Annotated in this window: 15 protein-coding genes; 12 read left to right on the forward strand and 3 right to left on the reverse strand. The window is 43.1% G+C overall.

Annotation, left to right across the window (positions count from 1 at the left end; translation table 11 throughout):
* Positions 1-6 precede the first annotated feature (6 nt).
* The 3 genes from ACEZ3G_RS08720 to ACEZ3G_RS08730 are packed head-to-tail and all read left to right on the forward strand — an operon-like array spanning position 7 to position 4862.
* Positions 7-3312 carry an efflux RND transporter permease subunit gene (locus ACEZ3G_RS08720; RefSeq protein WP_432425054.1) on the forward strand — a complete coding sequence of 1102 codons (3306 nt, stop codon included), beginning with the start codon at positions 7-9 and terminating at the stop codon, positions 3310-3312.
* Complete coding sequence (locus tag ACEZ3G_RS08725; protein ID WP_432425055.1) at positions 3312-4667, forward strand: TolC family protein; 1356 nt, start codon at positions 3312-3314, stop codon at positions 4665-4667. Before ACEZ3G_RS08720 ends, ACEZ3G_RS08725 begins: the two co-directional genes overlap by 1 nt.
* A 12-nt stretch (positions 4668-4679) precedes the next feature.
* Positions 4680-4862: a CPXCG motif-containing cysteine-rich protein gene (locus ACEZ3G_RS08730; RefSeq protein WP_432425056.1), complete on the forward strand. Its 183-nt coding sequence runs from the start codon at positions 4680-4682 to the stop codon at positions 4860-4862.
* Between the two features lie 6 nt (positions 4863-4868).
* Here the strand turns inward: ACEZ3G_RS08730 and ACEZ3G_RS08735 are convergent, their stop codons facing one another.
* Positions 4869-5549, reverse strand: a complete 681-nt coding sequence (locus tag ACEZ3G_RS08735) for a head GIN domain-containing protein (protein WP_432425057.1) — start codon at positions 5547-5549, stop codon at positions 4869-4871.
* A 249-nt stretch (positions 5550-5798) separates the two neighbouring features.
* Between ACEZ3G_RS08735 and ACEZ3G_RS08740 the strand changes: the two genes are divergently transcribed.
* The 9 genes from ACEZ3G_RS08740 (at position 5799) to ACEZ3G_RS08780 (ending at position 20446) form a co-directional block, all read left to right on the forward strand.
* Positions 5799-6845: a formylglycine-generating enzyme family protein gene (locus ACEZ3G_RS08740; protein WP_432425058.1), complete on the forward strand. Its 1047-nt coding sequence runs from the start codon at positions 5799-5801 to the stop codon at positions 6843-6845.
* A gap of 22 nt (positions 6846-6867) precedes the next feature.
* Complete coding sequence (locus tag ACEZ3G_RS08745) at positions 6868-7413, forward strand: YceI family protein (protein ID WP_432425059.1); 546 nt, start codon at positions 6868-6870, stop codon at positions 7411-7413.
* Positions 7403-8431, forward strand: a complete 1029-nt coding sequence (locus tag ACEZ3G_RS08750) for an FAD:protein FMN transferase (RefSeq protein WP_432425060.1) — start codon at positions 7403-7405, stop codon at positions 8429-8431. Before ACEZ3G_RS08745 ends, ACEZ3G_RS08750 begins: the two co-directional genes overlap by 11 nt.
* A gap of 85 nt (positions 8432-8516) precedes the next feature.
* A complete protein-coding gene (locus tag ACEZ3G_RS08755) occupies positions 8517-10859 on the forward strand; it encodes a PSD1 and planctomycete cytochrome C domain-containing protein (protein WP_432425061.1) in 2343 nt (780 codons plus the stop codon).
* Positions 10860-10863: 4 nt separating this feature from the next.
* The gene (locus tag ACEZ3G_RS08760) at positions 10864-12324 is read left to right on the forward strand and encodes a DUF1501 domain-containing protein (protein WP_432425062.1); all 1461 of its coding nucleotides are present in this window, start codon (positions 10864-10866) and stop codon (positions 12322-12324) included.
* A 3-nt stretch (positions 12325-12327) separates the two neighbouring features.
* The gene (locus ACEZ3G_RS08765) at positions 12328-13758 is read left to right on the forward strand and encodes a c-type cytochrome domain-containing protein (RefSeq protein WP_432425063.1); all 1431 of its coding nucleotides are present in this window, start codon (positions 12328-12330) and stop codon (positions 13756-13758) included.
* A 571-nt stretch (positions 13759-14329) separates the two neighbouring features.
* Positions 14330-14878, forward strand: coding sequence for a DUF4347 domain-containing protein (locus tag ACEZ3G_RS08770; protein ID WP_432425064.1), 549 nt, complete (start codon positions 14330-14332; stop codon positions 14876-14878).
* Positions 14879-14889: 11 nt separating this feature from the next.
* Positions 14890-19524, forward strand: coding sequence for a T9SS type B sorting domain-containing protein (locus tag ACEZ3G_RS08775; RefSeq protein WP_432425065.1), 4635 nt, complete (start codon positions 14890-14892; stop codon positions 19522-19524).
* Between the two features lie 31 nt (positions 19525-19555).
* Positions 19556-20446 (forward strand): PorP/SprF family type IX secretion system membrane protein, encoded by an 891-nt coding sequence (locus tag ACEZ3G_RS08780; protein ID WP_432425066.1) that lies wholly within the window; start codon positions 19556-19558, stop codon positions 20444-20446.
* 756 nt (positions 20447-21202) lie between these two features.
* Here the strand turns inward: ACEZ3G_RS08780 and ACEZ3G_RS08785 are convergent.
* Both ACEZ3G_RS08785 and ACEZ3G_RS08790 read right to left on the reverse strand, forming a co-directional pair.
* On the reverse strand, positions 21203-22315 hold the full coding sequence (locus tag ACEZ3G_RS08785) for a helix-turn-helix domain-containing protein (protein ID WP_432425067.1): 1113 nt from the start codon (positions 22313-22315) through the stop codon (positions 21203-21205).
* Positions 22316-22363: 48 nt separating this feature from the next.
* Positions 22364-23056 (reverse strand): hypothetical protein, encoded by a 693-nt coding sequence (locus ACEZ3G_RS08790; protein WP_432425068.1) that lies wholly within the window; start codon positions 23054-23056, stop codon positions 22364-22366.
* Positions 23057-23142: the final 86 nt, after the last annotated feature.

Consider the following 23142-nt stretch of genomic DNA (forward strand, 5'->3'; position numbering starts at 1 on the left):
GGAATAATGAGGAATATCATATCCTATTTTATAAAGTACCACGTAGCCGTAGACGTTTTTATTCTGGCGTTCTTCGTTTTTGGAATTTTCGGTGCCTTATCGCTCAACTCTTCATTTTTTCCTCTTGTAGACTCAAAAAACATTTCCATTAGTATTACCTATCCTGGGGCATCTCCTCAAGAGGTCGAAGAAGGTATTGTTCTAAAAATTGAGGATAATTTGAAAGGTCTCGAAGGCGTAGACCGCGTTACATCGACGGCAAGGGAGAACAGTGGTACTATAAACGTGGAAATTGAAAAGGGAAGGGATGTCGATTTCATGCTCCTCGAGGTCAAGAATGCGGTTGATCGGGTGCCTTCTTTTCCTACGGGTATGGAACCGTTGGTCGTATCAAAATTGGAAGCCATTCGGCAGACCATAAGTTTTGCCATAAGCGGCGATGATGTACCCTTGGCTACCTTGAAGCAGGTAGGCCGACAAGTTGAAAACGAGTTGCGCACCATCGATGGTATCTCACAGATTCAAATGTCCGGTTATCCTCAAGAGGAAATCGAGATTGCCGTAAACGAAAACAGTTTATTGGCCTACAATATGTCATTCAATGAGGTGGCACAGGCTGTTGCCAATGCCAATATTCTGGTAACCGGGGGCAATATCAAGACTGATGCCGAAGAATATTTGATTCGTGCCAATAATCGTTCCTACTACGGTGATGAGCTTTCCAATTTGATCATAAGGGCCGATGCTTCGGGCAGTGCGGTTCGTTTGAAAGACGTTGCCATTATTCGAGATCGTTTTGCCGAATCGCCCAATGCCTCTTATTTTGATGGTAATCTCGCCGTAAGTGCCTCAATAACAAGTACGAATACCGAAGATTTGATAGGTGCGGCTGAAAAGGTCAAAGAGTATGTCGAAGACTTTAATCAAAAACACAATAATATTAAGCTCGATGTGGTCAGCGACCAATCTAAGACCTTGACCCAACGCACTGAGCTGCTGACCGAAAATGCCATTATCGGAATGATATTGGTGTTGGTGTTCCTATCGTTGTTTTTAAACACTCGACTGGCTTTTTGGGTGGCCTTTGGACTACCGATTTCTTTTCTGGGAATGTTCGTTTTTGCGGGCCAGTTCGATGTTACTATTAATGTGCTTTCGCTTTTCGGTATGATTATCGTTATCGGTATTTTGGTCGATGACGGTATAGTAATTGCCGAAAATATATATCAACACTATGAAAAGGGTAAATCACCCATTCAAGCCGCAATAGATGGTACCATGGAGGTTATTCCTCCTATAGTATCGGCCATAATTACGACGGTACTGGCGTTTTCAATTTTTCTTTTTCTTGATGGTCGAATAGGGGAGTTCTTTAGCGAAGTGTCGGTCATCGTTATACTGACCTTGGTCGTTTCTTTGGTTGAGGCCTTGATTATTTTGCCCGCTCACTTGGCACATTCCAAGGCTCTTGCACCTTTGGACCAAAATCCAAAGAAGGGGTTGGCAAAAGCCTTTGCCAATTTAAGGGTAATCAACGAAATGGGCGACCGTTTTATGATGTGGATGCGCGACAAGCTATACAGCCCTGCCTTACGGTTTGCCCTACGTTATAAGATTTTGACCTTCGCTTTTTTTATGATGGCTTTGATATTGACATTTGGATCAATGGGAGGTGGGATTGTCAGAACAGCGTTCTTTCCAAGAATAGCCAGTGATAGGGTCGCGGTCGAACTTTTGATGCCCAATGGCACCAATGAAAAGGTCACCGATTCGATTATTGGCCTGATCGAGGAAAAATCGGCTATCGTTAACCAAGAACTGACCGAGAAATATTTACAGGGTTCCGGAAAAGAACTTTTCGAAAATACGATACGGATCATTGGTCCGGGTTCATCGGCGGCCACTTTGGTAATCAACCTACTACCGGGTGAAGAACGGCCCGATGCCATTAGATCTGATATGGTGACCAATCGGTTGCAAGAACTGGTAGGCCCGGTTATCGGGGTCGAGAGCCTTATTTATGGTTCAGGAGGTAATTTTGGGGGCAGTCCGGTTTCGGTATCCCTTCTTGGGAATAATATTCAAGAGTTGAAAGCGGCCAAGGCCGAATTGAAATCAAATTTGGAGAACAATGCTCTTCTGAAAGATGTTGCCGATAATGATCCAGCCGGTATCAAGGAAATAAGGCTACAGCTTAAAGAAAGCGCTTACTCATTGGGATTGGATTTGCGAACCGTGATGAATCAGGTCCGTGCCGGTTTCTTTGGAACTCAAGCCCAGCGTTTTCAGAGAGGGCAGGATGAAATCCGTGTTTGGGTACGCTATGATAGGGAAAACCGTTCCTCGATCACCGATCTTGACGAAATGCGCATTACAACACCCACTGGCAGTAAGGTGCCCTTAAAAGAAATTGCCGACTATACCATTGAAAGAGGAGACGTTGCGATCAACCACTTGGAAGGGCAACGTGAAATACAGGTGTCTGCCGATATTAAAGACGATAAGACGACAAGTGCTACGGATATTATGGCCGAGATCCGTACCGAGATCATGCCAGATATACAATCGAAATACCCGACGGTAACCGCTTCTTACGAAGGGCAGAACCGTGAAGCCAATAAGATGACCGCTTCGTTAAGGGTCGCAGGTCTTTCGGTACTTTTATTGATTTATATCACTATTGCCTTTACCTTTAGAAGTTTTAGCCAGCCTTTGTTATTGCTTCTCTTGGTTCCTTTTAGTTTTACCGCCGTGGCCTGGGGCCATTGGATACATGGTTTTCCGGTGAATATTCTTTCAATGTTGGGCATCATAGCACTTATTGGTATTATGGTAAACGATGGTCTTGTGCTGATCAGTAGATTCAACGGCAATCTTCGTGAGGGTATGAAATTCGATGACGCGATCTTTGAGGCGGGCCGTTCGAGGTTCAGGGCCATATTTTTGACATCGGTAACGACCATAGCCGGATTGGCACCCCTTTTATTGGAAAAAAGCAGACAGGCTCAATTCTTGAAGCCTATGGCCATTGCCATAGCGTATGGTATTGGCTTTGCCACTGTTCTGACATTGTTGATGCTACCGATATTTCTGGCATTTAATAATCGAATAAAAATGAGCGCGAAGTGGTTGAAAACAGGCGAAGATATAAGTAAGGAAGAAGTCGAACGCGCCATTAAGGAGCAGCAAGAAGAGATGCATATGCAGATCAGGGCGCCTCATTCATTGAACGGTAGTAGTCACAAAGAGCCATCCGATACTTCGAAAAGCACCAAAAAAACTTCCTTAGAAACTGAAAGCGAAGAATTGTAATGAAAAAAATTGAATTGCTTGCCCTCTTCATATTCTTGATGGGCCAAGGGATGGTCTTTTCCCAAGAAAAACTATTATCCAAAGATGAAGCGGTAAGTATGGCCCTTGAGAATAATTTTGGGATAAGGGTGGCCAAAAATCAGGTTGAAATTGCAGAGAACAACAAAAGTGTACTTAATACCGGTTTTTTGCCTACGTTAACAGGCAATGCCGGGGCAACCTATCAAAGAGATGACAACACCATTGAATTTCCTGGACAGATTAATGCGGATGGATCTCCTAGGGCCGATGTTCAGATCTATAAAGCCGAGGCACAACGGTATAATTCTTCGCTGAACGCAAATTATGTGCTGTTCGATGGGCTGGGCCGTTTTTATAATTATAAGCGTTTAAAGGAGCAATATCAGCTAAGTGAGCTTCAGGCCCGGGAAACCATTGAGAACACCATGTTGCAGTTGTTCAGTGTTTATTTTGAAATTGCTAGGCTCACCGAGAACGAAAATGTTTTGAGAGAGGCTTTGGAAATCTCTACCCAACGCATCAAAAGAGCCGAGTATGCCTTTGAATATGGTCAGAACACCAAGCTAGATATCTTGAACGCCCAGGTCGATGTAACCAATGACAGTATAAATCTTTTAAGTACAAGATTACAATTGGCAAATACAAAGCGAGATTTGAACGTAGTGCTGAACCGTAGTCTCAACGAGTCATTTAAGGTAGATACTTTGGTCAACTTTATACCAAGACTTCAACTTGAAGAATATATGGCCCAGGCCAAGTTGAACAATGTGGCGTTGTTGCAGACCGAGAAGAACTTGGCCATCAATGCCTATGATATCAAGGTGAACAGATCGGGCTATCTGCCGACATTGGGTTTGAACGGCGCCTATGGTTGGAATTTGAATCAATCTGCCGCCTCGGCATTTTTTCCGGGCACAAATAATGAGAACACCAGGAATTTCGTTTTGGGCGCTAGTCTGACTTGGAATCTTTTCGATGGGGGAGGTACGACCGTACGGGTCAAGAATTCGAAAATAGCCTATGAAAATCAAGAATTGTTAAAGGAGCAGGTAGCGTTGGAGGTCGATCGTGACATTAAGAATGCAATGGCCATTTATGAGAATCGATTAAACGTATTTGAGATTCAAGAACAAAATGTGATTACCAACCAGAACAATTTCGAACGATCAAAAGAACAATTTCAACTGGGCAGGATCACTTCGATAGAATTCAGGCAGGCCCAGATTAACCTTCTAAATGCGCTTACCAATAAGAATTTGGCCAAATACGACGCCAAGTTGGCCGAATTGCAATTGCTTCAATTGACGGGACAACTCTTGAACGTCGATTTTTAGTCTTTCAAAACCATGTACGAGCATTTTTTTCAATGCCCTTATTGTTGGGAACAGATTTCGATGCTTTTGGATTCGTCGATACCTCTTCAAACTTATGTTGAGGACTGTGAGGTGTGCTGCAACCCCATTGAGGTAACACCTCGCTTCGAGGCTTCGCAGCTGATTGGCTTTGAAATCAGGGATATTGGGCAGTAGCAGCCGTTAATCCATTATTTTGATTTTCCCTCCAAAAACTTTGTTTTTGTCCACTTCCTTAGGGTTGCCATAAATATAGATCGTTCCGCCCGCCCTGACTTTGGCCGTGACCTTATCTGTAGCATTTACATCGGCCCTACCGCCTGCGTTAACGGTCACGGTCGTTTGTTCGGTGTTCAATTTCTCGTTGAAGACCTTGCCCCCTGCATTGGCCACCACTTCTTGGGTTTTGGCGTTGCCTGTCAGGGTTATTTCGCCACCTGAAGTCGATTTTATCTCGAGTTTGTCAATGTTGACCTTGAGGTCGACCTTGCCTCCTTCCTGTACCGCAATTCTTGAGAAATCACCGGTCAAGGTATCTTCGGAATTGATTTTGGCATTCTCGTTCGAATCTATGAGACTGAGGTTTTCAGTATAATATACTTTGGCCTCTATATCCCCTCCATCCATATGATTGCCCAATTCCATTCTGATTTTCAAAAGGCCATTTTTATTGGCTACTTCTACTTCATCACGATCCTCTCCGCTAATCACGACCTTATTTTCGCCGCTCTTTATCAGTATTACCTGAATTCGGTCAAAAGCCTTTATTTCTGTAAATTTTTCGAGTTCTACGGTAATCTCTTTCTGTGCGAACATGTTGAACGAGATCAGCCCCATCAGGAAAATCAGTATACTTTGTTTCATTTTGATTGATTTTTGCTTGTATAAATTTAACAAGAAACGTTCCAAATGTAATAATTGTGTGCAAAACTTGCATATGGCTTTCAAAATTGATGCTTACAATGAACAAAAGTTTCTTCAAGCCACTGTAAACAGGGCATCGGGTATTAGCATATGGATTTTGTGCGATACGGGAAGATAGAATTAAATGTATAGATTAGCCGACCAAATTGATTAAATTGCGATACTTAGTAAAAACTTAAAACTCAATTTTTGAAAAAATCCGCTGTCGAAAAGTTCTGTGGCTATAGCCCGTTAAGATATGCCTTTCTCGGAATGCTTGTTCTTGGAATAGCCTGCAAAACGACCAAAGTTGTTGAAGAGTCTACTTCAGGGCAAACAAAGACCGAAGAAGCCCGCATGGTCGAGACCTATTCTGAAACAATTCCCGAAACCGACATATCCATTGACATGGTCAAAATACCTGAAGGAAGTTTTACCATGGGAAGTACGGATGCCGAACCGGATCGAAAGGCCGACGAAGGACCGCAGCGGGAAGTGACCCTAGATGCTTTTTGGATGGGAAAATACGAGGTTACCTGGGATGTGTTCGAACTCTTCTTTAAACAGAACCAAAAATTGTTTCAAAATTTAGAAGCTGAGAAACTCCAGGGCATCGATGCCATTTCCCGCCCAAGTCCACCTTATGAGGATCCATCATATGGTATGGGCAAAGATGGCTATCCGGCAGTGAGTATGAGCACCTATTCGGCACTGGTATTCTGTAAGTGGTTAAGTAACATGACCGGAAAATTTTACAGACTTCCGACAGAGGCGGAATGGGAGTATGCGGCACGAGCGGGTACTGAAACGGCCTACTCGTTCGGAGATAATCAAGACGAGATAGACCAATACGCGGTGTATTATAAAAACTCAGGTAATAAATATGCTCAGGTGGGCAGTAAATTACCCAATGCATGGGGATTGTACGATATGCACGGCAATGTTGCCGAGTGGACGCTCGATGAATACAAAGAAGATGCCTATGCTACGTTGGACACCAAAAATCCTTGGGCCGTGCCAATGGTAATCCATCCAAGGGTCTATCGGGGTGGGTCTTGGGATGATGATGCTGATAAATTACGTTCTGCCGCGAGAACGGCATCAAGTTTGAGACAGCAGAAAAGGGACCCCCAGATACCCAAAAGTTTTTGGTGGTTTACAGATTCGAACTTTGTCGGGTTCCGATTGGTAAGTCCGGTAGTTCAGCCCAGCGAGGACGAACAAAAGAAATTCTGGCAAAAAGTGCTCGATGAATAATGTAGAATAAAAAGCTAAAAGAATGAAGCAAAATATAGTAGTGGTCTTTTTCATGTTCGTTTTGGTCGGACTCACTCCGCTAATGGCCCAAGAAACATATGGGTTGTCCTCTGAAAGCAAGCTAACGATAGAAGGTACTTCGACGGTCCACGATTGGACGGTCACGGCAAATACCATACAAGGTAAGTTAAGGGCTCAGGGAACTTCGCTCGAAGAAATCGAATTCCAGGTCGATGTAGCCGATATTAAAAGCGAGCGTGGTGCGACCATGGATAAGAAAATGTACAATGCGCTAAAGAAAGAAGAACATCCCAAGGTACTATTTGTACTCAATGAAGTAAAAGGTCAAAATGTGCTATCAGGTACTTTGACCATTGCCGGCAATGCCAAGAAAGTCGATATTGAATGCAAAATTTTGGCTTCAAGTGATGAGGTCAAGATTTCCGGAGAACATCGAATTGCCTTGAAAGATTTCAATATTGAACCTCCGACGGCCATGTTCGGGCAGGTTATCGTCGGTGATGATGTTACGGTCAAGTTCGATTTGGTTTTCAAAAGTGAAAGCTGAACGAATCGAAGGCAGGTTACATTTGCTCAAGAATTATTTCTTAATTGCACTATTTTTGGTCGTTTTTACGACGAGCGCGCAGATTCGCTTCGAGTATGAAGGCCAAAAGATGGGTACGCAGATTCGACTGGTATTTTATGCCTCGGACCCAGTAGTGGCAGACTCCGCTTCGAAGGCTGTATTCTCTAGAATCGATGAACTCAATACCATCTTAAGTGATTATCTCGAAGATAGCGAACTGAACCAATTATGCCAACGACCCAAACAACCTGTCAAGGTTAGCGGCGATTTGTTCGAGGCCCTTTTTGAATCCGTGGAAATAGCCAAGAGCACCGAAGGGGCGTTTGACATAACGGCCGGACCCCTGATCCGATTGTGGCGAGATGCGCGAAAATCTAAAATACTTCCGAACAGCAAGGAAATCAAAAAAGCACTGAAGGTTGTCGATCATCGCAATATTACTTTTTTAGGGAAGGATGAAGTCAGACTTGAAAAGGAAAATATGCAACTGGATCTGGGTGGTATCGGAAAAGGCTTTGCCGCCGACGAGGCGTTAGAAGTTCTTAAGGCCCATGGAATCTATTCGGCACTTATCGATATGGGAGGGGATATTACCGTGGGTGACCCCCCACCTGACATGGAATACTGGACACTTGCGTTTTACTATTACGATAAAGAGGGCAAGGAAGTTGCCCAGAAGATAAAACTCAAAAATCAAGCAATTGCCACTTCGGGCGATCTTTACCAATTCTTGGAAGTAGATGGCATACGCTATTCGCACATTGTGGACCCCAAGACCGGTATGGCATTGAATTCACGAATTCAGGTCACGGTGATAGCCCCGAAAGGAACCCTTGCCGACGGCTATGCATCGGCCTTTAGTGTTATGGGAATAGGCAAGACCAAAGAAAAAATTGATCAAATCAGGGGTCTCAACGCATTTATTGTCGAACAAGCGCCGCACAAACATCTTCAATGGATTAGCGATGGTTTTCAGGGATTCTTTCTTACGAACTGATCATTAAACGTGCTCGTCGATTTCTACATGATACTTTTGATCGGAAATCACTAACTTTAGAGAATGCGTTCTAGGGAATAAGGGTATGAAGCAAAAAATTGGAATCGTTGCTATCTTGGTCGCTTTGATAGTGCTGCTCTACGCTTTTAAAAGTGGGGTCTTCAATTCGGCAAAAGATGATTATATAGGTATGGTGTTGCCGAATAAGGTCGATTATAATTTTCATATCAAGCCGATACTTTCCGATAACTGCTACACATGTCATGGGCCTGATGCCAATAAGCGCAAGGCGGGTTTTAGACTTGATGTGGCCGAAGATGCCCATTCTGAACTTCCAGAAAACCCCGGAAGATTTCCCATTGTGCCGGGCAAGCCGGGCAAAAGTGCAATTTATGAGCATATCATTTCCGATGACCCGGATATGTTGATGCCGCCCCCAGACTCAAAACTGGCCCTGAATTCCTATGAGAAGAAACTGATCAAAAAGTGGATCGAGCAAGGTGGTAAATTTGAAAAGCACTGGGCTTTTAAGACTCCTGAAAAAAGTAAGGTTCCAAATACCATAAATATTGAATGGCCACAAAACGAAATCGATGGCTTCATCTTGGCCAAACTGGAGGATCGTAATTTGGCCCCTTCGCCCAAGGCTGGTACCGAAACTTTGATTCGAAGGATAAGTTTGGACCTTACCGGGCTTCCGCCAAAAAGAAAAGTTGTGGATGATTTGATCAAAAATCCTTCAGATAAGTTATTGGAAAAGGTAATCGATGAGTTTTTGGCTTCCCCCGAATATGGAGAGCGAATGACCCAGGCTTGGCTCGATCTGGCGCGTTATGCCGATTCGCACGGTTACCAAGATGATAGTTATCGAAGCATGTGGCCTTGGCGCGATTGGGTAATCCATGCCTTTAATGAAAATTTGCCGTACGATGAATTTTTGACCTGGCAATTGGCAGGCGATATGCTTCCTAATGCGACGAAAGAACAGATTTTGGCCACTGGTTTCAACCGCAACCATCCCATTACTCAAGAAGGGGGTGTCATTCAAGAAGAGTACCGTACCAACTACGTCTTAGATCGTACCAATACATTGGGCAAGGGCATTTTGGGCATAACCTTGGAATGTGCACGGTGCCACGACCATAAATATGATGCCATCTCGCAAAAAGATTATTTCAGTCTTTTCTCATTTTTTAATCAGGTCGATGAAAAAGGGCTGCAGATGGATGCCGTTCAGGCGGCCAATCAAAAGTTTTATGCCGACCCGCCCTACATCACAATTTCTGACAAGGAGACCGAAGACGTACTTTCTTTCGTCAAATTGGAAAAAGGAAAACAGATCAACGTGATGGTGATGAACGATTCGGCCCCCAAGACTACGTTTATACTGAATAGGGGCGAGTACGACCAACCGACCGACTCGGTCTTGCCCGGTACCCCTGAAACTATCTATCCCTTTCCCGAAGGTCTTCCACAGAATAGGTTGGGGCTTGCCCAATGGGTAACCGACAAAAAAAACCCTCTTACGGCAAGGGTTTTCGTTAATCGAATATGGGGAATGGTATTCGGTCGCGGCCTTGTGGAGACAGCCGAAGATTTCGGTGTGCAGGGAAGCCTGCCCACACATCCTGAACTTTTGGATTGGCTGGCCGTTGATTTTATGGAGCATGATTGGGATATTAAATATCTTTTGAAAAAAATCATGCTTTCGGCTACCTATCAGCAAAGATCGGAACTTACCCCTGAACTCAAAAAAACGGATCCTGAAAACAAATTACTGGCCCGTGCACCAAGATTTAGAATGAGCGGTGAAATGATACGCGACTATATTTTGGCCTCGAGCGGAATTTTAAATCGAGAAATCGGCGGGCCTAGCGTAAAACCGTACCAACCCCCTGGTTTATGGGAGGAAACAAATGCTGGAGGTAATCGCGGCATACTAACGACTTATGTGCCCGATGAGGGCGATAAACTTTACCGACGGTCATTGTACACTTTTTGGAAACGTACGCTACCCCCGGCAAGTATGACCATTTTTGATGCTCCTACACGTGATTTTTGTGAAGTACGCCGACAAAAAACAAATACACCTCTACAGGCATTGGCGCTTCAGAACGATGTGCAGGTTTTGGAAGCTGCCCGGGTCTTGGCGCAGACTGTGATTGGCGAAAAAGAAAATACGAGAGAAATGGTTGACGAAACATTTCGGTCGATCCTGATCAGGAAACCGAGCGTGGACGAACTAGAGCTTCTCGAAACCTATTATACCAATGCCTGGGCAGATTTTGATGCTGACAAACAAAGTGCGGAAAAACTAGTTGTCCAGGGTAACTATCCCGTCGCGAAAACCGACCCTGTCAAGACCGCCGCCTTGATGTTGACGGCTCAAGTCATATACAATTTGGATGAAACCATAACCAAAGAATAAGATTATGGAAGAAGAAAAAACGAAATCGGAAAACCCTCTAAAGGTCAATCGCCGACATTTTTTCTCACAACTTAGTGTGGGGATCGGTTCACTGGCCTTGGGTTCCCTGTTGATTCCTGACCTATTTAAGAATAATACCGGACAGGTAGCTCAGCAAAAATTAGGGATTCCACATTTTGCCCCCAAAGCGAAACGGGTCATTTATCTGTTTCAGGCCGGGGCCCCATCCCAATTGGAGACGTTTGATTATAAGCCCGTTTTGCGAAAGCGAATGGGAGAAGATTTGCCTGAATCGATTCGCAATGGCCAAAGGTTGACCGGTATGACCGCAGGGCAGGATAAATTCCCTTTGATGCCCCCCAAAGTGAATTTTCGGCAGCATGGCGAAAGTCGTACTTGGATCAGTGATTTTTTTCCTCATATAGCGAAAATAGCAGATGATATTACAGTAGTTCGCAGTATGCATACCGAAGCGATAAACCATGATCCGGCCATAACTTTTTTTCAAACAGGAAGCCAGATTTCAGGTAGGCCCTGTATGGGATCTTGGCTGAGCTATGGTCTGGGCAGCGAGAACAAAAATCTGCCATCGTTCGTTGTTTTGACCTCTAGGGGAAAGGGAAATAGCCAAGGGCTATATTCCAAATTGTGGTCCAGCGGTTTTTTAGATTCAAAACATCAAGGTGTTCTTTTACGCTCAGGTAAGGATCCAGTACTTTATTTGAACGACCCCGAGGGCATTTCGCGAGCTGACAAAAGACATTTGTTGGATCAGGTTTCTTCATTGAACAAACTTCACCATGTAGAAACGGGCGATGATGAAATAGAGTCTCGTATTGCCCAATATGAGATGGCGTATCGCATGCAGATGTCGGTTCCCGATGTGATGGATGTTTCGAAAGAACCCGAATCGATTGTCAAATTATACGGTGAAGATTGTCAAGTGCCCGGTACATACGCCGCCAATGCGCTGCAGGCGCGAAGATTGGCGGAAAACGGGGTGCGATTCATTCAATTGTACCATCAGGGATGGGACCAGCATGGCAATTTGCACAATGAAATGGCAGGGCAGGCAAAGGATGTAGATCAGGCTTCGGCGGCTTTGGTAATGGATTTGAAGCAACGTGGAATGTTGGAAGATACGTTGGTCATTTGGGGCGGTGAATTTGGCCGTGGAAATTATTGCCAAGGCAAATTCGACCCCGATAATTATGGCCGTGACCATCACCCCAGGGCCTTTAGCATTTGGATGGCCGGTGGTGGAATCAAACCCGGACTCAATTACGGCCAGACCGATGAATTTGGTTATAATGTGGTCGAAAACCCTGTGCATATCAATGATTTTCACGCCACCCTTATGCACACCTTAGGTCTCGATCATGAGCAATTGACCTATAAATATCAGGGCAGACGTTTTCGTTTGACCGATGTGGCCGGTAATGTCATCAATGATCTCTTAGCATAATCTATGGCCCATACTTCAAAAAATAAATGGGTGGATTACACCATTTTCGGACTTTCCGTTTTCTTGATTTTCTGTCTGGTTTTTGAAAAGTATATCGAATTGCCCGTTCTCGTCGCTTGGGTCGGTCGTTGGCATCCCTTGATATTGCATTTTCCGATTGTCCTCCTATTGATTGCCATATTTTTAGGATTGACGGGAAAGAACATTCCCAGGTCATTATTGGTCGTTGCGACCTTGACTGCCCTGATTACTGCTATCTCTGGATTTTTTTTGGGAAAGGAATCTACGAACAAAGGGGATCTGTTGTTTTGGCACCAATGGCTGGGTGGGGGTGTGGCCCTGCTTGCGGCCGTTTGGTATTGGGTGCATGGCATGCAAAAAGGCAAAGACATTGCCGCCAAGATATTACAGGTAATTTTGGCGTGCTTGATCGTTTTTACGGGCCATTATGGCGGCATGGTGACCCATGGCGAGGATTTTTTGGCGCTTCCGGCAAAAAGGGAAGATGAAAAAATTCCTGACAACCCACTGATTTATGAGCATATCGTGGGGCGGATCTTGAAGAATAATTGTGTGTCGTGCCATAATCCGAATAAGCAAAAAGGACAGCTTTTGATGACCAGTCTGGCCGATTTAATGAAAGGGGGCGAAGTTGGTTATACAATTGTTCCCGGTGACCCCGAGGCCAGTGAACTGATACGAAGGATACACCTTCCGGCAGATGAAGAGGAACACATGCCCCCGGATGGCAAAAAGCCATTGGAAGCCTATGAAATTGAAATACTTGAACGATGGATCGCCTTGGGTGCTTCCGACACCCTAAGATTGGATCATTTGAAAAATAACGAACCCCTGGTGGCCTTGGTCGAAAAACTTATGGAACCCGATCCGAAGAATCAGTGGATAGACCTTCCCAAAGTTGCCGACAGCACCATATTGAACTTGTCTTCCGATTATCTCACCATAAATAGGGTCGCCAATGATTCTGATGCGTTGAGCGTTACCGCCTTTCTGCCGCCTGAATATGACCCCAAATACATTATGGATCTGCAAAGGGTCGCACAAAATATTGTGGAGCTTGACCTTAGTGGATTGCCGATCGGCGAAAAAGAAATGGCAGTTGTCTCGCAATGCGTTAATTTGGAGTGGTTGGAACTGGATCGTACACTTATTTCGGATGCCGAGATCGATAACTTGAAAAACCTTGCAAAACTTCGGTTGTTAAAGGCCTACCGAACAAACATAGGCGACAAAGGCATTACAGTATTGAAAGAAATGCCCAAGCTAGAGCGGCTTTATTTATGGGAAACCAATGCCACACCGCAAATATTGACCGATATAAGGTCGAAGAGACCTAACCTTCTTATCGATAATGGCATTGCCGATAGTTTGAAAACTTTTTTTGTGAAGAAAGATTCCGTTATCTTGAATTAACTTTTTGTTGTTGATTACGAGCTGAGTGCATTAAGTTTTACGTCAATGCTTGTTAACTGTGCAATTTGGGGATCTAACAATAAAAACTATAATTTCTATTTTCTTCTGACAACAGAATAGCGGAGACACGGTTTTGTGATTTGAATTACATATGGTAATATCATTTTCGAATCTATTTCAAGCCAATTAGATGTTTTTTATTGCTTATACTTTAAACGCAATTCTTAGGGTATCAATTGTGCTCACATTTCAAAATCAATAAGTCCAATAAGAAGTTCGTATTAAGATATTATACCGATCAAATTGATATTGGCACTGTTAAATTACTTATTGGCTTTCAATTCCTATTTTCTATTAATGATTGAGGTAGTGCATATGTAAGGCATCATCTGGCCACATTGATTTAATGGCCCGAATCAATTAAAATAACAATTTCTTAATATATCTATATAATTAAACTTTCTTTAGTAATAAATAATAGATGACACTATAAGTAAGTAAATACAGCAATATTTTAATAAAAGAGACGTTAATCGATAATATCATACATTTTAACGGTAATTCTTACAGAATGAAGCAACTTACTTATTTCCCTAGAAAATCTAAATTTTCAAAACTGCTATTATTTTTTGCGAGCACCTTTGTTTATTCGCAGGCAACAGACCTTTTGGTAATTGATTCCGATTATTCTAAAAAAGAGCAGCTGTTGTCCCAAGTGTTCGAAGTTCAAATTTTATATCTCGATTCAGAAACGAACCCGTGGACTGATATTCGCGAAGTGCTTTTGGCCGAGAAATCGATTAAGACGGTCCACCTTTTTACCGATGCCACTTATAAAGAAATAAGAATGGGAGGCATTACCTATAACATAGATACGCTTAACGATGAATTTGAACTAGGCATGTTGGAGGGACTCTATCAGGGAACCAATATTCAGCTACTTATCTATAATTGCAATCTTGGATCTAATGCAGATGGACTTTCGCTCATTAAAAAAATCAGCGACCTATCCTATTTCAACGTTGCGGCGCCCACGAAATGCAATTCCGTTTTCACTCCAGGTTTAGAATTTGATTACACCGCCATGGACCTGCCCGTTAACAGTTCAATACTAAAATAGAATAACCGACCATGAAACAAGTTTTACAAAGTATCTTTTCATTTTTACTGCTATTTTTTTTGTCAGGGGCTGCTAGTGCCCAAACAGTTGACATGACCGTGCAGCAGGGGCCCAATATAGATGTTATGGTAACTGTTGGATCGGCTGATGTTGATCTGACTACCTTTGAGGATGACCTTGAACAAGCCATGTACAACAAAGGAATTCCATTAGGCAAATTACGGGTAGAGGCTTATCAACGAAGCTCCATTTCTTCTGACCAGGCCGATGCCGGTGATATTTTCAATAGCTGGAACATCATGGATTTCAACGGTGCCGAACCACCGAATCCGCACAACTATTTGAGCAGCGCCGGTGGAGGTGCCTATAACGGCCCTTATTTCTCTTTTGATAGCGGGTCGAATCAAATATTGGCAGATCCTGTAGCAAGAAACTCGGGCAATTACGGTGTAGCCATGTACGATCCTACCGGTGATGTGTCTGACGGGACCATCTCGGCGACATTCGGGCTCTCCGGCGCACCATATACGCATGCCGAAGTAGGCTTTATCTTCAGAAAGGTCGATAACAACAATTTTTACGCCTATATCATAGATAACCACACCGCATGTGGTAATCTGAGTAATTATGCCAATGGCGATGGTTATCCGGCGGAAGCAATACTAAAAAGGGAAAATGGGGTTACCACGATTTTGGCCGTAAACACCAATAGCGGAAGAACGGGAACGGCTCCTTATGGATGGGATGAAAATCGATCCGATATGTTCGCCGCATTCTACAATGGCCAGAAAATCGATTTTAAAATAGAAATGTCGGGCAATGACATCAAAGTTTCCCGAAGGGGCGGCGGTGGAAATGCTGGAACGGATTGGATCCAATCTTTTGATATTACCGATACCACTTTTCCTTCAGGAAGCTACGGCTTCTATGTGCACGAACAGCAAAATGCTTATTTCAAGGATATAAACATCGAAAAACTAGAACTCCGGGCTTTTAAGGATGTCTTGCGCGAACCACAATGGCGGAACAGTGCCCTTCGTTTCAATGTAAACCTAGATGATATTGAAGTCGCCGATTTTGACAACGATCAAGATTTGGCCGAAATATTGATGCGGACCATCAACGAGGACATACATTATATAGGTTGGGGAACCAATGCAAACCAAACACAGTTTGAACGCTTCATTGTACAGAACAACAATCAGGGAATATTCGTTAATAGGGATAGTGGTGGTTGGACAACGTGGCTTGACGAAATGGCACAATATATCTATGAACAATATCAGTTCGGAACCGTAACCGCCGGTGAATATTTCATTGCCGGCACTTCCGTTGAAATCGATGTTGACCCGGCAGAAATGAAGGCCAATACCGCCAATGCCAGCTACCCAAGCGGTAGATGGAAGATAACGCATGACGAAACTTTTTTCCCGAACGACGAGGGACGTGTATCTTGGAGCGGACTTTATCTTGAGGATGTTCCCGAATATTATGAAAAGCCGGGAGAATATTCTTTCACGTTTGAAGATTTGCCTACGGCGCCCACGACCTTGTATTTTCATAGGAAACCTGTTGCAAGTTTCACCTATAGCGCCGCTACTGGCGTATTCAACAATACCTCCTATGATTTAGACGGTGGCTCTAACAATGGTATTTCACAGAACATTTGGAAATGGAAATCTGTAGATGCCGCATCTACCGATGATTGGACTACCGGGGTTTTCGATAAAAACTCCGTTCCTGACGGCGAATATCTCGTAATGCTTACCGTACAGGATTACCAAGGGACGTGGAGTAGTCCCACAAGCGTATTCATTGAATTAGATGGTGGCGGTTCTGCCGGCAACGAGGATCTTCCGGTATCTCAATTCAATATTCAACCCGACCAATTGTTCACATATTCAGGAAGTATGTTCATCAACATTGCTAACAATTCCATAGATCCCTATGGCCGTACGCTGGCCACTGAAGAGTGGATCGTTACCCAAAGAACATATGACAATGACGGCAACCCTTCCGACACCGAAATTTATAACTCAACTATCGAAATGACCGATTTTTCGGCCTACAATACCCTTTCCGCAGACTACATTATTAGCCTAAGGGTACAGACCGATACAGGTGTTTGGTCAGAACCTTTCTACCGAACCTTGAACATTACACATGACACTACAAATCCCACAATTGCCGCCACTCCAGAAAACGGTGCCATTGACACCAATACGGATATTCTGTTAACGTTTCAAGACGAAAATAGTGGTAGTGGTTTCGACGTACAACGATATGTATTGGTTCAAGATGTAAATCCACCGGCATCTGGTGCCGCCAGTTGGAGTTCGTGGAGCAACAGCCAATCAAAAAATGTATCCTTTTCGAACGGAGGAACCGGATGGTACATACATGCAGAGGCGAAGGACAACGCGGCGAATACCCAAACCGCTACCTTTGGGCCATATGACCTTACCCTAGTGGTTTCTGCAGACGATGATCTCGCCATTGTCGACGAAGATTCGGTTACCGATCCCATAGATGTACTGTATAACGATGTTTACGATAACAACAATTCGCCCTTGATTACCATTATTACACAAGGAACCAAAGGTAATGCCGTAGTGAATGGAAGTAATCAAGTTATATATACTCCGAACGAAAACGAAAACGGCACCGATGTGGTAGTATATGAATTGGACGACTCGGGTACTAAGGTAACGGCCAATATAACAATTTCCATCACCGCAATAGACGACGAACCGACTGCCGTAGCCGATGATTTTATATTGGATGAAAATGCGACCCTTAACGAAGACGTATCTGTTAACGATATTGAGATTGACGATGACGACAGAATATATTACCTGGTAGATTCACCAACCCATGACGCCTCATTCTCCTTTAATGGTGACGGTTCGTTCACTTATGTACACGATGGTGATGAATCAAGTACGGATTCTTTTACCTATAACTTTGAAGACGCGTTTTCCTTTTCCGAAACCGTAACCGTGACCTTGAACATAAACCCGATCAACGATATTCCCACAGGTGGAGACGTTTCAATAGAGGCCATTGAGAATTTACCATATACGTTCGCCGTGACCGACTTCATTTTTTCTGACGAGGATCCCGGTGATTCCTTCAATGGAATACAAATTATTGCATTGCCTTCGAATGGAACATTGACCTATAACGGTTCTGCGGTGCAGACCAATGATATGATCGATGATATAACTTTATTGGGGTATACGCCAAATTCGAATGAATTCGGCTCAAATTACACCTCATTTTCCTTTAAGGTAAAAGATGGGTCAGATACTGTCAGCAATGAATCCTATACGCTGAATATTGATACCTTGGAGGATACTGACGGAGACGGTAACCCTGATATACAAGATACCGATGACGACAACGACGGAACACCCGATACGGAGGACAATTTCCCCAAAGATCCCAATGAGGATACCGACACCGACGGCGACGGCACGGGCGACAACGCCGATACCGATGACGACAACGACGGAACACCCGATACGGAGGACGATTTCCCCAAAGATCCCAATGAGGATTCCGACACCGACGGCGACGGCACGGGCGATAATGCCGATACCGATGACGACAATGATGGAACACCCGATACGGAGGACGATTTCCCCAAAGATCCCAATGAGGATGCCGACACCGACGGCGACGGCACGGGCGACAACGCCGATACCGATGACGACAACGACGGAACACCCGATACGGAGGACGATTTCCCCAAAGATCCCAATGAGGATGCCGACACCGACGGCGACGGCACGGGCGACAACGCCGATACCGATGACGACAACGACGGAACACCCGATACGGAGGACGATTTCCCCAAAGATCCCAATGAGGATACCGACACCGACGGCGACGGCACGGGCGACAACGCCGATACCGATGACGACAACGACGGAACACCCGATACGGAGGACGATTTCCCCAAAGATCCCAATGAGGATTCCGATGCCGATGGAGATGGTATTGGAGACAATACCGATGATGACGATGACAACGACGGTGTTACCGATACTGACAATGACGGTGACGGACTTGGGGACAACGTGGATACCGATGACGATAATGACGGTATTTCGGATGATGAGGACGATTTTCCAAACGACGCTTCGGAAACCATTGATACCGATGGCAATGGAATTGGAAATAATTCCGATACCGATGACGATGGCGACGGATATTCGGACGAAGTTGAATCAGCAGAGGGAAGCGATCCCTTAGACGACCAGAGTATTCCCTTGGATACCGATGGGGACGGTATTCCAGACAATAACGACACCGATGACGACAACGACGGCGTAACAGATAGTGCTGATGCGTTCCCCACCGATAAAGAACCTTCTTTGGTACCTGCTCAAGCTTTTACGCCCAATGGCGATGGAAACAATGATGCTTGGATTATTCCAGGAATCGACAACTATCCAAATAATAAGGTAACGGTATATAATCGATGGGGCCATAAAGTCTTCGCCACTATCTCGTACCGTAATGATTGGGAAGGTTTCTACAAAGACAGAAGGGAAAAACTACCTGCGGGCTCGTACATGTATATAATAGACCTAGGGGACGGTAATGCTCCCCTTCAAGGTTGGATTTTCATAAACTATTAACCGAAAACTAAAGATACAATACCCTTAAGACATGAACATAATCCATAAATTACGGTTATCGATCGCGGTAATTCTTCTCTCCTTTACGGCCGTTGCCCAACAAGATCCAGGCTACACCTTTTATCGCTATAATATGAATATTTATAACCCGGCCTTTACCGGAAGTTCCGAGGGCCCTGAGTTTTCACTGGGAGTCCGAAGTCAGTGGGCTGGGATCAAGGGGGCTCCTGAAAGCCAAAGCGCAATCTTTGGCATGCCCATGGGCAAAAACATCGGCCTAGGGGTTTCAATTCTAAACGATAGAACTTTTATAGAACGGCAAACATGGCTGGCCGTGGACGTCTCTTACTTTATTGAACTAGACGAAAAACACAAACTTTATTTTGGTATCAAGGGAAGCGCAAACTCCTATGATGCCAACACCGATGGTCTGATCACCTACGGTGTCGGTCAAGATGAAAACTTGGTGAATTACGACAGTCGTTTTACGCCAAATATCGGAATCGGGGCCTATTTAAAACATGACAGATACTTCATATCGCTATCGGCACCAAAAATTCTAACTCCCAAACGGCTTCAAGAGAGGGATGGCAATGCATACTTGGGAGTTGACCGTATGCATGCCTATTTGAGCGGGGGCTATAACTTCAAGCTAAGTAAATCGTTAAACTTGGAAACTATGGGGATGCTTCGGTACGTAGATGCTTCACCCTTGTCTTTGGAAGTAACGGGCATTTTTGATTTCGGCCAACGTTTCGAAATCGGGGCTTCTTACAGATACGATGAAAGCATAAGTGGACTGTGCTTGTTCAATATCAGCAGCGGATTCAATATAGGATACGCATATGAAACCTCGGTACAGAACTCGATCGATGGCCTAGACAATAATACACACGAGCTTTTCATGAATTTGAGACTTTGAAAAAAGAGGTTCGAACGTTCATTGATATAATGTAAGTCTAAAACCTTAACATGACTTTCAATTATTTTTGCAAAAAACAGGTCGTTACTTTCATAATTTTGAATTACTGCTTTTTTCCAATTGTTTTATTGTCAAAAGTTGGCCAATTTCCAAGTATTGATTGTCCGTGAGTTGTTGTCAAACTCAAAGGTATTTAAAAAGTATAAAAAAATGTTGCATGGTTATCGGTTGTTTTTTAAGTATTTGTAGTTTTTCTTTCTCTGTTCAAACCATTAAGGGTAATTATTAAAAACACTAAAGAAATTAACTCAAAAAATATTCTTAACCAATACCATTCTTCCCAAGTGTTTAAAACCGACTTCAATTGATTTGTATCAAATGCTTTTGTATATAATATTTGATTAGTTTCTTCAAAGTAGATGTATAAGATGACAATAATCAAAAAACCAAATAAAGCCGATACGATGCAAGATTTTAAAGGCTCCGACTTTTTTTATAGCAATAAATACTTAGGCTAACAGGAATTAAAACAGCTATAATGGTTAGAAAAGTATGGAAACTGACTATCAAAGATCCAAATGCAGTGTAATAGTCATAAAATTCTGCTTTGGATAAAGATTTCCAATATGGAACCAATAAAATGACCCCGCTAATTTTCTATTTACACACTTTATGAGATAGTCCTAGGATTTGGGACTTGCAGCACGAAATATGGTTTCGCTCGCTTAAATCCTTTATGCAATTGTAAATGAATCACTAGCTTTCAATCTTTAAGAAGTACTCTGATGGGACTGTTCCCATCAAATTTTTGAAAGATTTATTAAATGTTGTTTTGGAGTTAAAGCCTGCTTCTTGAGCCAGACCAAAAAAAGTGAGTTCCTTGGCTTTATTCGTTTTTGCTAAATCAATAAATTCTTTTATTCGATAATAGTTTACGAAATCAAAGAAGTTCATTCCAATTCGTTCATTCAAAAGGCGTGCTAAATCGGGATTGCTAATACCTAGCATTGTCGCCAGTTCAGCCTTCACCAACCTACTGTTCAAATACGGCTTTTTGGCAATCATCATTTCTTCTAGCTTTAACTTTAAATCGTTCAAATCTTGGCTGTCCAGTTTCGATTGACTGTATTTTTTTTGAGTTAGTTGCACGGCTCGTATTCGGAACAAGTCAGGTGCAATCATTCCATAATAGGCTATAAAAAGAATAATGAAGGTAATAGCCAGCCAAATGAATTTTCGAGCTTCGCGCTCAAAGGCTTCCGGTCCAAAAAGGCTTCCGGTATAAACCACTATCCAGACCAATAGACAGACTCCTATCGCTATCAAAAAATTGAAGAAGAACTGTATTTTAAGGCTATAACTCAATTCGTTTTTCAACCTTTCCTTAAATCGGACAAATTGTCGCAGTCCCAAGAACCAATAGGTACAATTAAATAGTAATCCAATGGCCACTAGAACATTTACAATGGCATATAATTCCCCTGTTTGTATTCTGGCAACAATTACCTCATTCGAAGGCACTATAAAATAAAAAGTAACAAAAAGTATGTAGGCGATACCCGGTAAATAGTGTACCAAATCTTTTGCCGTAAAACGTGTATTGGTTAATGACGACTTTGTAAAAAGATATACGGTCGAACCAAAAAGTAAAATTGCAAACTCTGAAATAGTGATCAGTCTAAAATTTTCTCCGAAGACCTTAGTCGTATACAGAACCCTACCCAATAAACCGAGGAAAAGTACCAATATCAAAAAGACGATATACCCATTACTGTTTTTACGGTTTTTCGCAGAAAACGAATACACCGACAATAGAAATAGGCTTAGAAAAAAACCAAAATACACCAACTGATTTGCGAATATTTCCATAACCTAAAGAAGGCTGGCAAGTATAAGGTAACTTGCCAGCGTAATTATTTATTTAATAATAAATTGATTCACGTTCTGTATTCCCTTTTTTTCCATTTTCATACTTGCCTTTGCGAAAGCATCAAAGGCCACTCTATCCTTCCACTCGGTTAATACAACGTAATCGGGTTTATACATGTATCCTACAGAAGACATGGCATCATTTAGTTCTAACATTACTTTGCCTCCATTGCTTTTGGCCTTGTTTAGCCATTCTTTCTTAAAGTTTGTAAAGCTATCACTACCATCTTTCCAATAGGCCGTAGCTACGATTACCTTATCCGGATTAATATCAAAGGAAATGTCTTTGTCCATTTCATAAAAAGCTAAATAAAAAGACGACCACATAGCTCTTCTCTGCTCATGAAAATCGGGTACTTCTATAGTAATCTCACTTAAGAACTTCTTTCTGCTGGCTAAATTTTTCCATTTGCCGAAAACAAAAGAGCTTGGTTGATAACCACCTTGTAGAGTCTCTGTCACTGCCAACAAAGGTTGAGGCTCGTATCCTGTTTTTAAAGCAAATGCAAAAGCCGTCTCCTTATATTTTGGGAACAGTTTGCCCATTTCAGGTTTTCCTGTAAAAAGCAAAATATCAAGAACCTCCCCCTTTTTAAAGGACAACGTCTTTGATTGTGCGTTCACTAGTGTTCCAGCTAAAAATAAAGCAATTACTAAGAGCATTGATTTTGTTTGTTTCATACTATAAATTTTAAGTTTTAAATTAATCCCGCTAATGTAAAATGGACTTAAAACGGAACAAAGAAAAACGCCTTGCTATGGGTTCG

It is taken from the genome of Meishania litoralis (assembly GCF_042611095.1).
GTDB lineage: Bacteria > Bacteroidota > Bacteroidia > Flavobacteriales > Flavobacteriaceae > Meishania > Meishania litoralis.

Coding starts and splice junctions, on each gene's coding strand:
- ACEZ3G_RS08725 (WP_432425055.1), top strand. CDS start 3,312: ATGAAAAAAATTGAATTGCTTGCCCTCTTCATATTCTTGATGGGCCAA.
- ACEZ3G_RS08755 (WP_432425061.1), top strand. CDS start 8,517: ATGAAGCAAAAAATTGGAATCGTTGCTATCTTGGTCGCTTTGATAGTG.
- ACEZ3G_RS08780 (WP_432425066.1), top strand. CDS start 19,556: ATGAACATAATCCATAAATTACGGTTATCGATCGCGGTAATTCTTCTC.
- ACEZ3G_RS08760 (WP_432425062.1), top strand. CDS start 10,864: ATGGAAGAAGAAAAAACGAAATCGGAAAACCCTCTAAAGGTCAATCGC.
- ACEZ3G_RS08735 (WP_432425057.1), bottom strand. CDS start 5,549: ATGAAACAAAGTATACTGATTTTCCTGATGGGGCTGATCTCGTTCAAC.
- ACEZ3G_RS08730 (WP_432425056.1), top strand. CDS start 4,680: ATGTACGAGCATTTTTTTCAATGCCCTTATTGTTGGGAACAGATTTCG.
- ACEZ3G_RS08775 (WP_432425065.1), top strand. CDS start 14,890: ATGAAACAAGTTTTACAAAGTATCTTTTCATTTTTACTGCTATTTTTT.
- ACEZ3G_RS08720 (WP_432425054.1), top strand. CDS start 7: ATGAGGAATATCATATCCTATTTTATAAAGTACCACGTAGCCGTAGAC.
- ACEZ3G_RS08745 (WP_432425059.1), top strand. CDS start 6,868: ATGAAGCAAAATATAGTAGTGGTCTTTTTCATGTTCGTTTTGGTCGGA.
- ACEZ3G_RS08765 (WP_432425063.1), top strand. CDS start 12,328: ATGGCCCATACTTCAAAAAATAAATGGGTGGATTACACCATTTTCGGA.
- ACEZ3G_RS08790 (WP_432425068.1), bottom strand. CDS start 23,056: ATGAAACAAACAAAATCAATGCTCTTAGTAATTGCTTTATTTTTAGCT.
- ACEZ3G_RS08785 (WP_432425067.1), bottom strand. CDS start 22,315: ATGGAAATATTCGCAAATCAGTTGGTGTATTTTGGTTTTTTTCTAAGC.
- ACEZ3G_RS08770 (WP_432425064.1), top strand. CDS start 14,330: ATGAAGCAACTTACTTATTTCCCTAGAAAATCTAAATTTTCAAAACTG.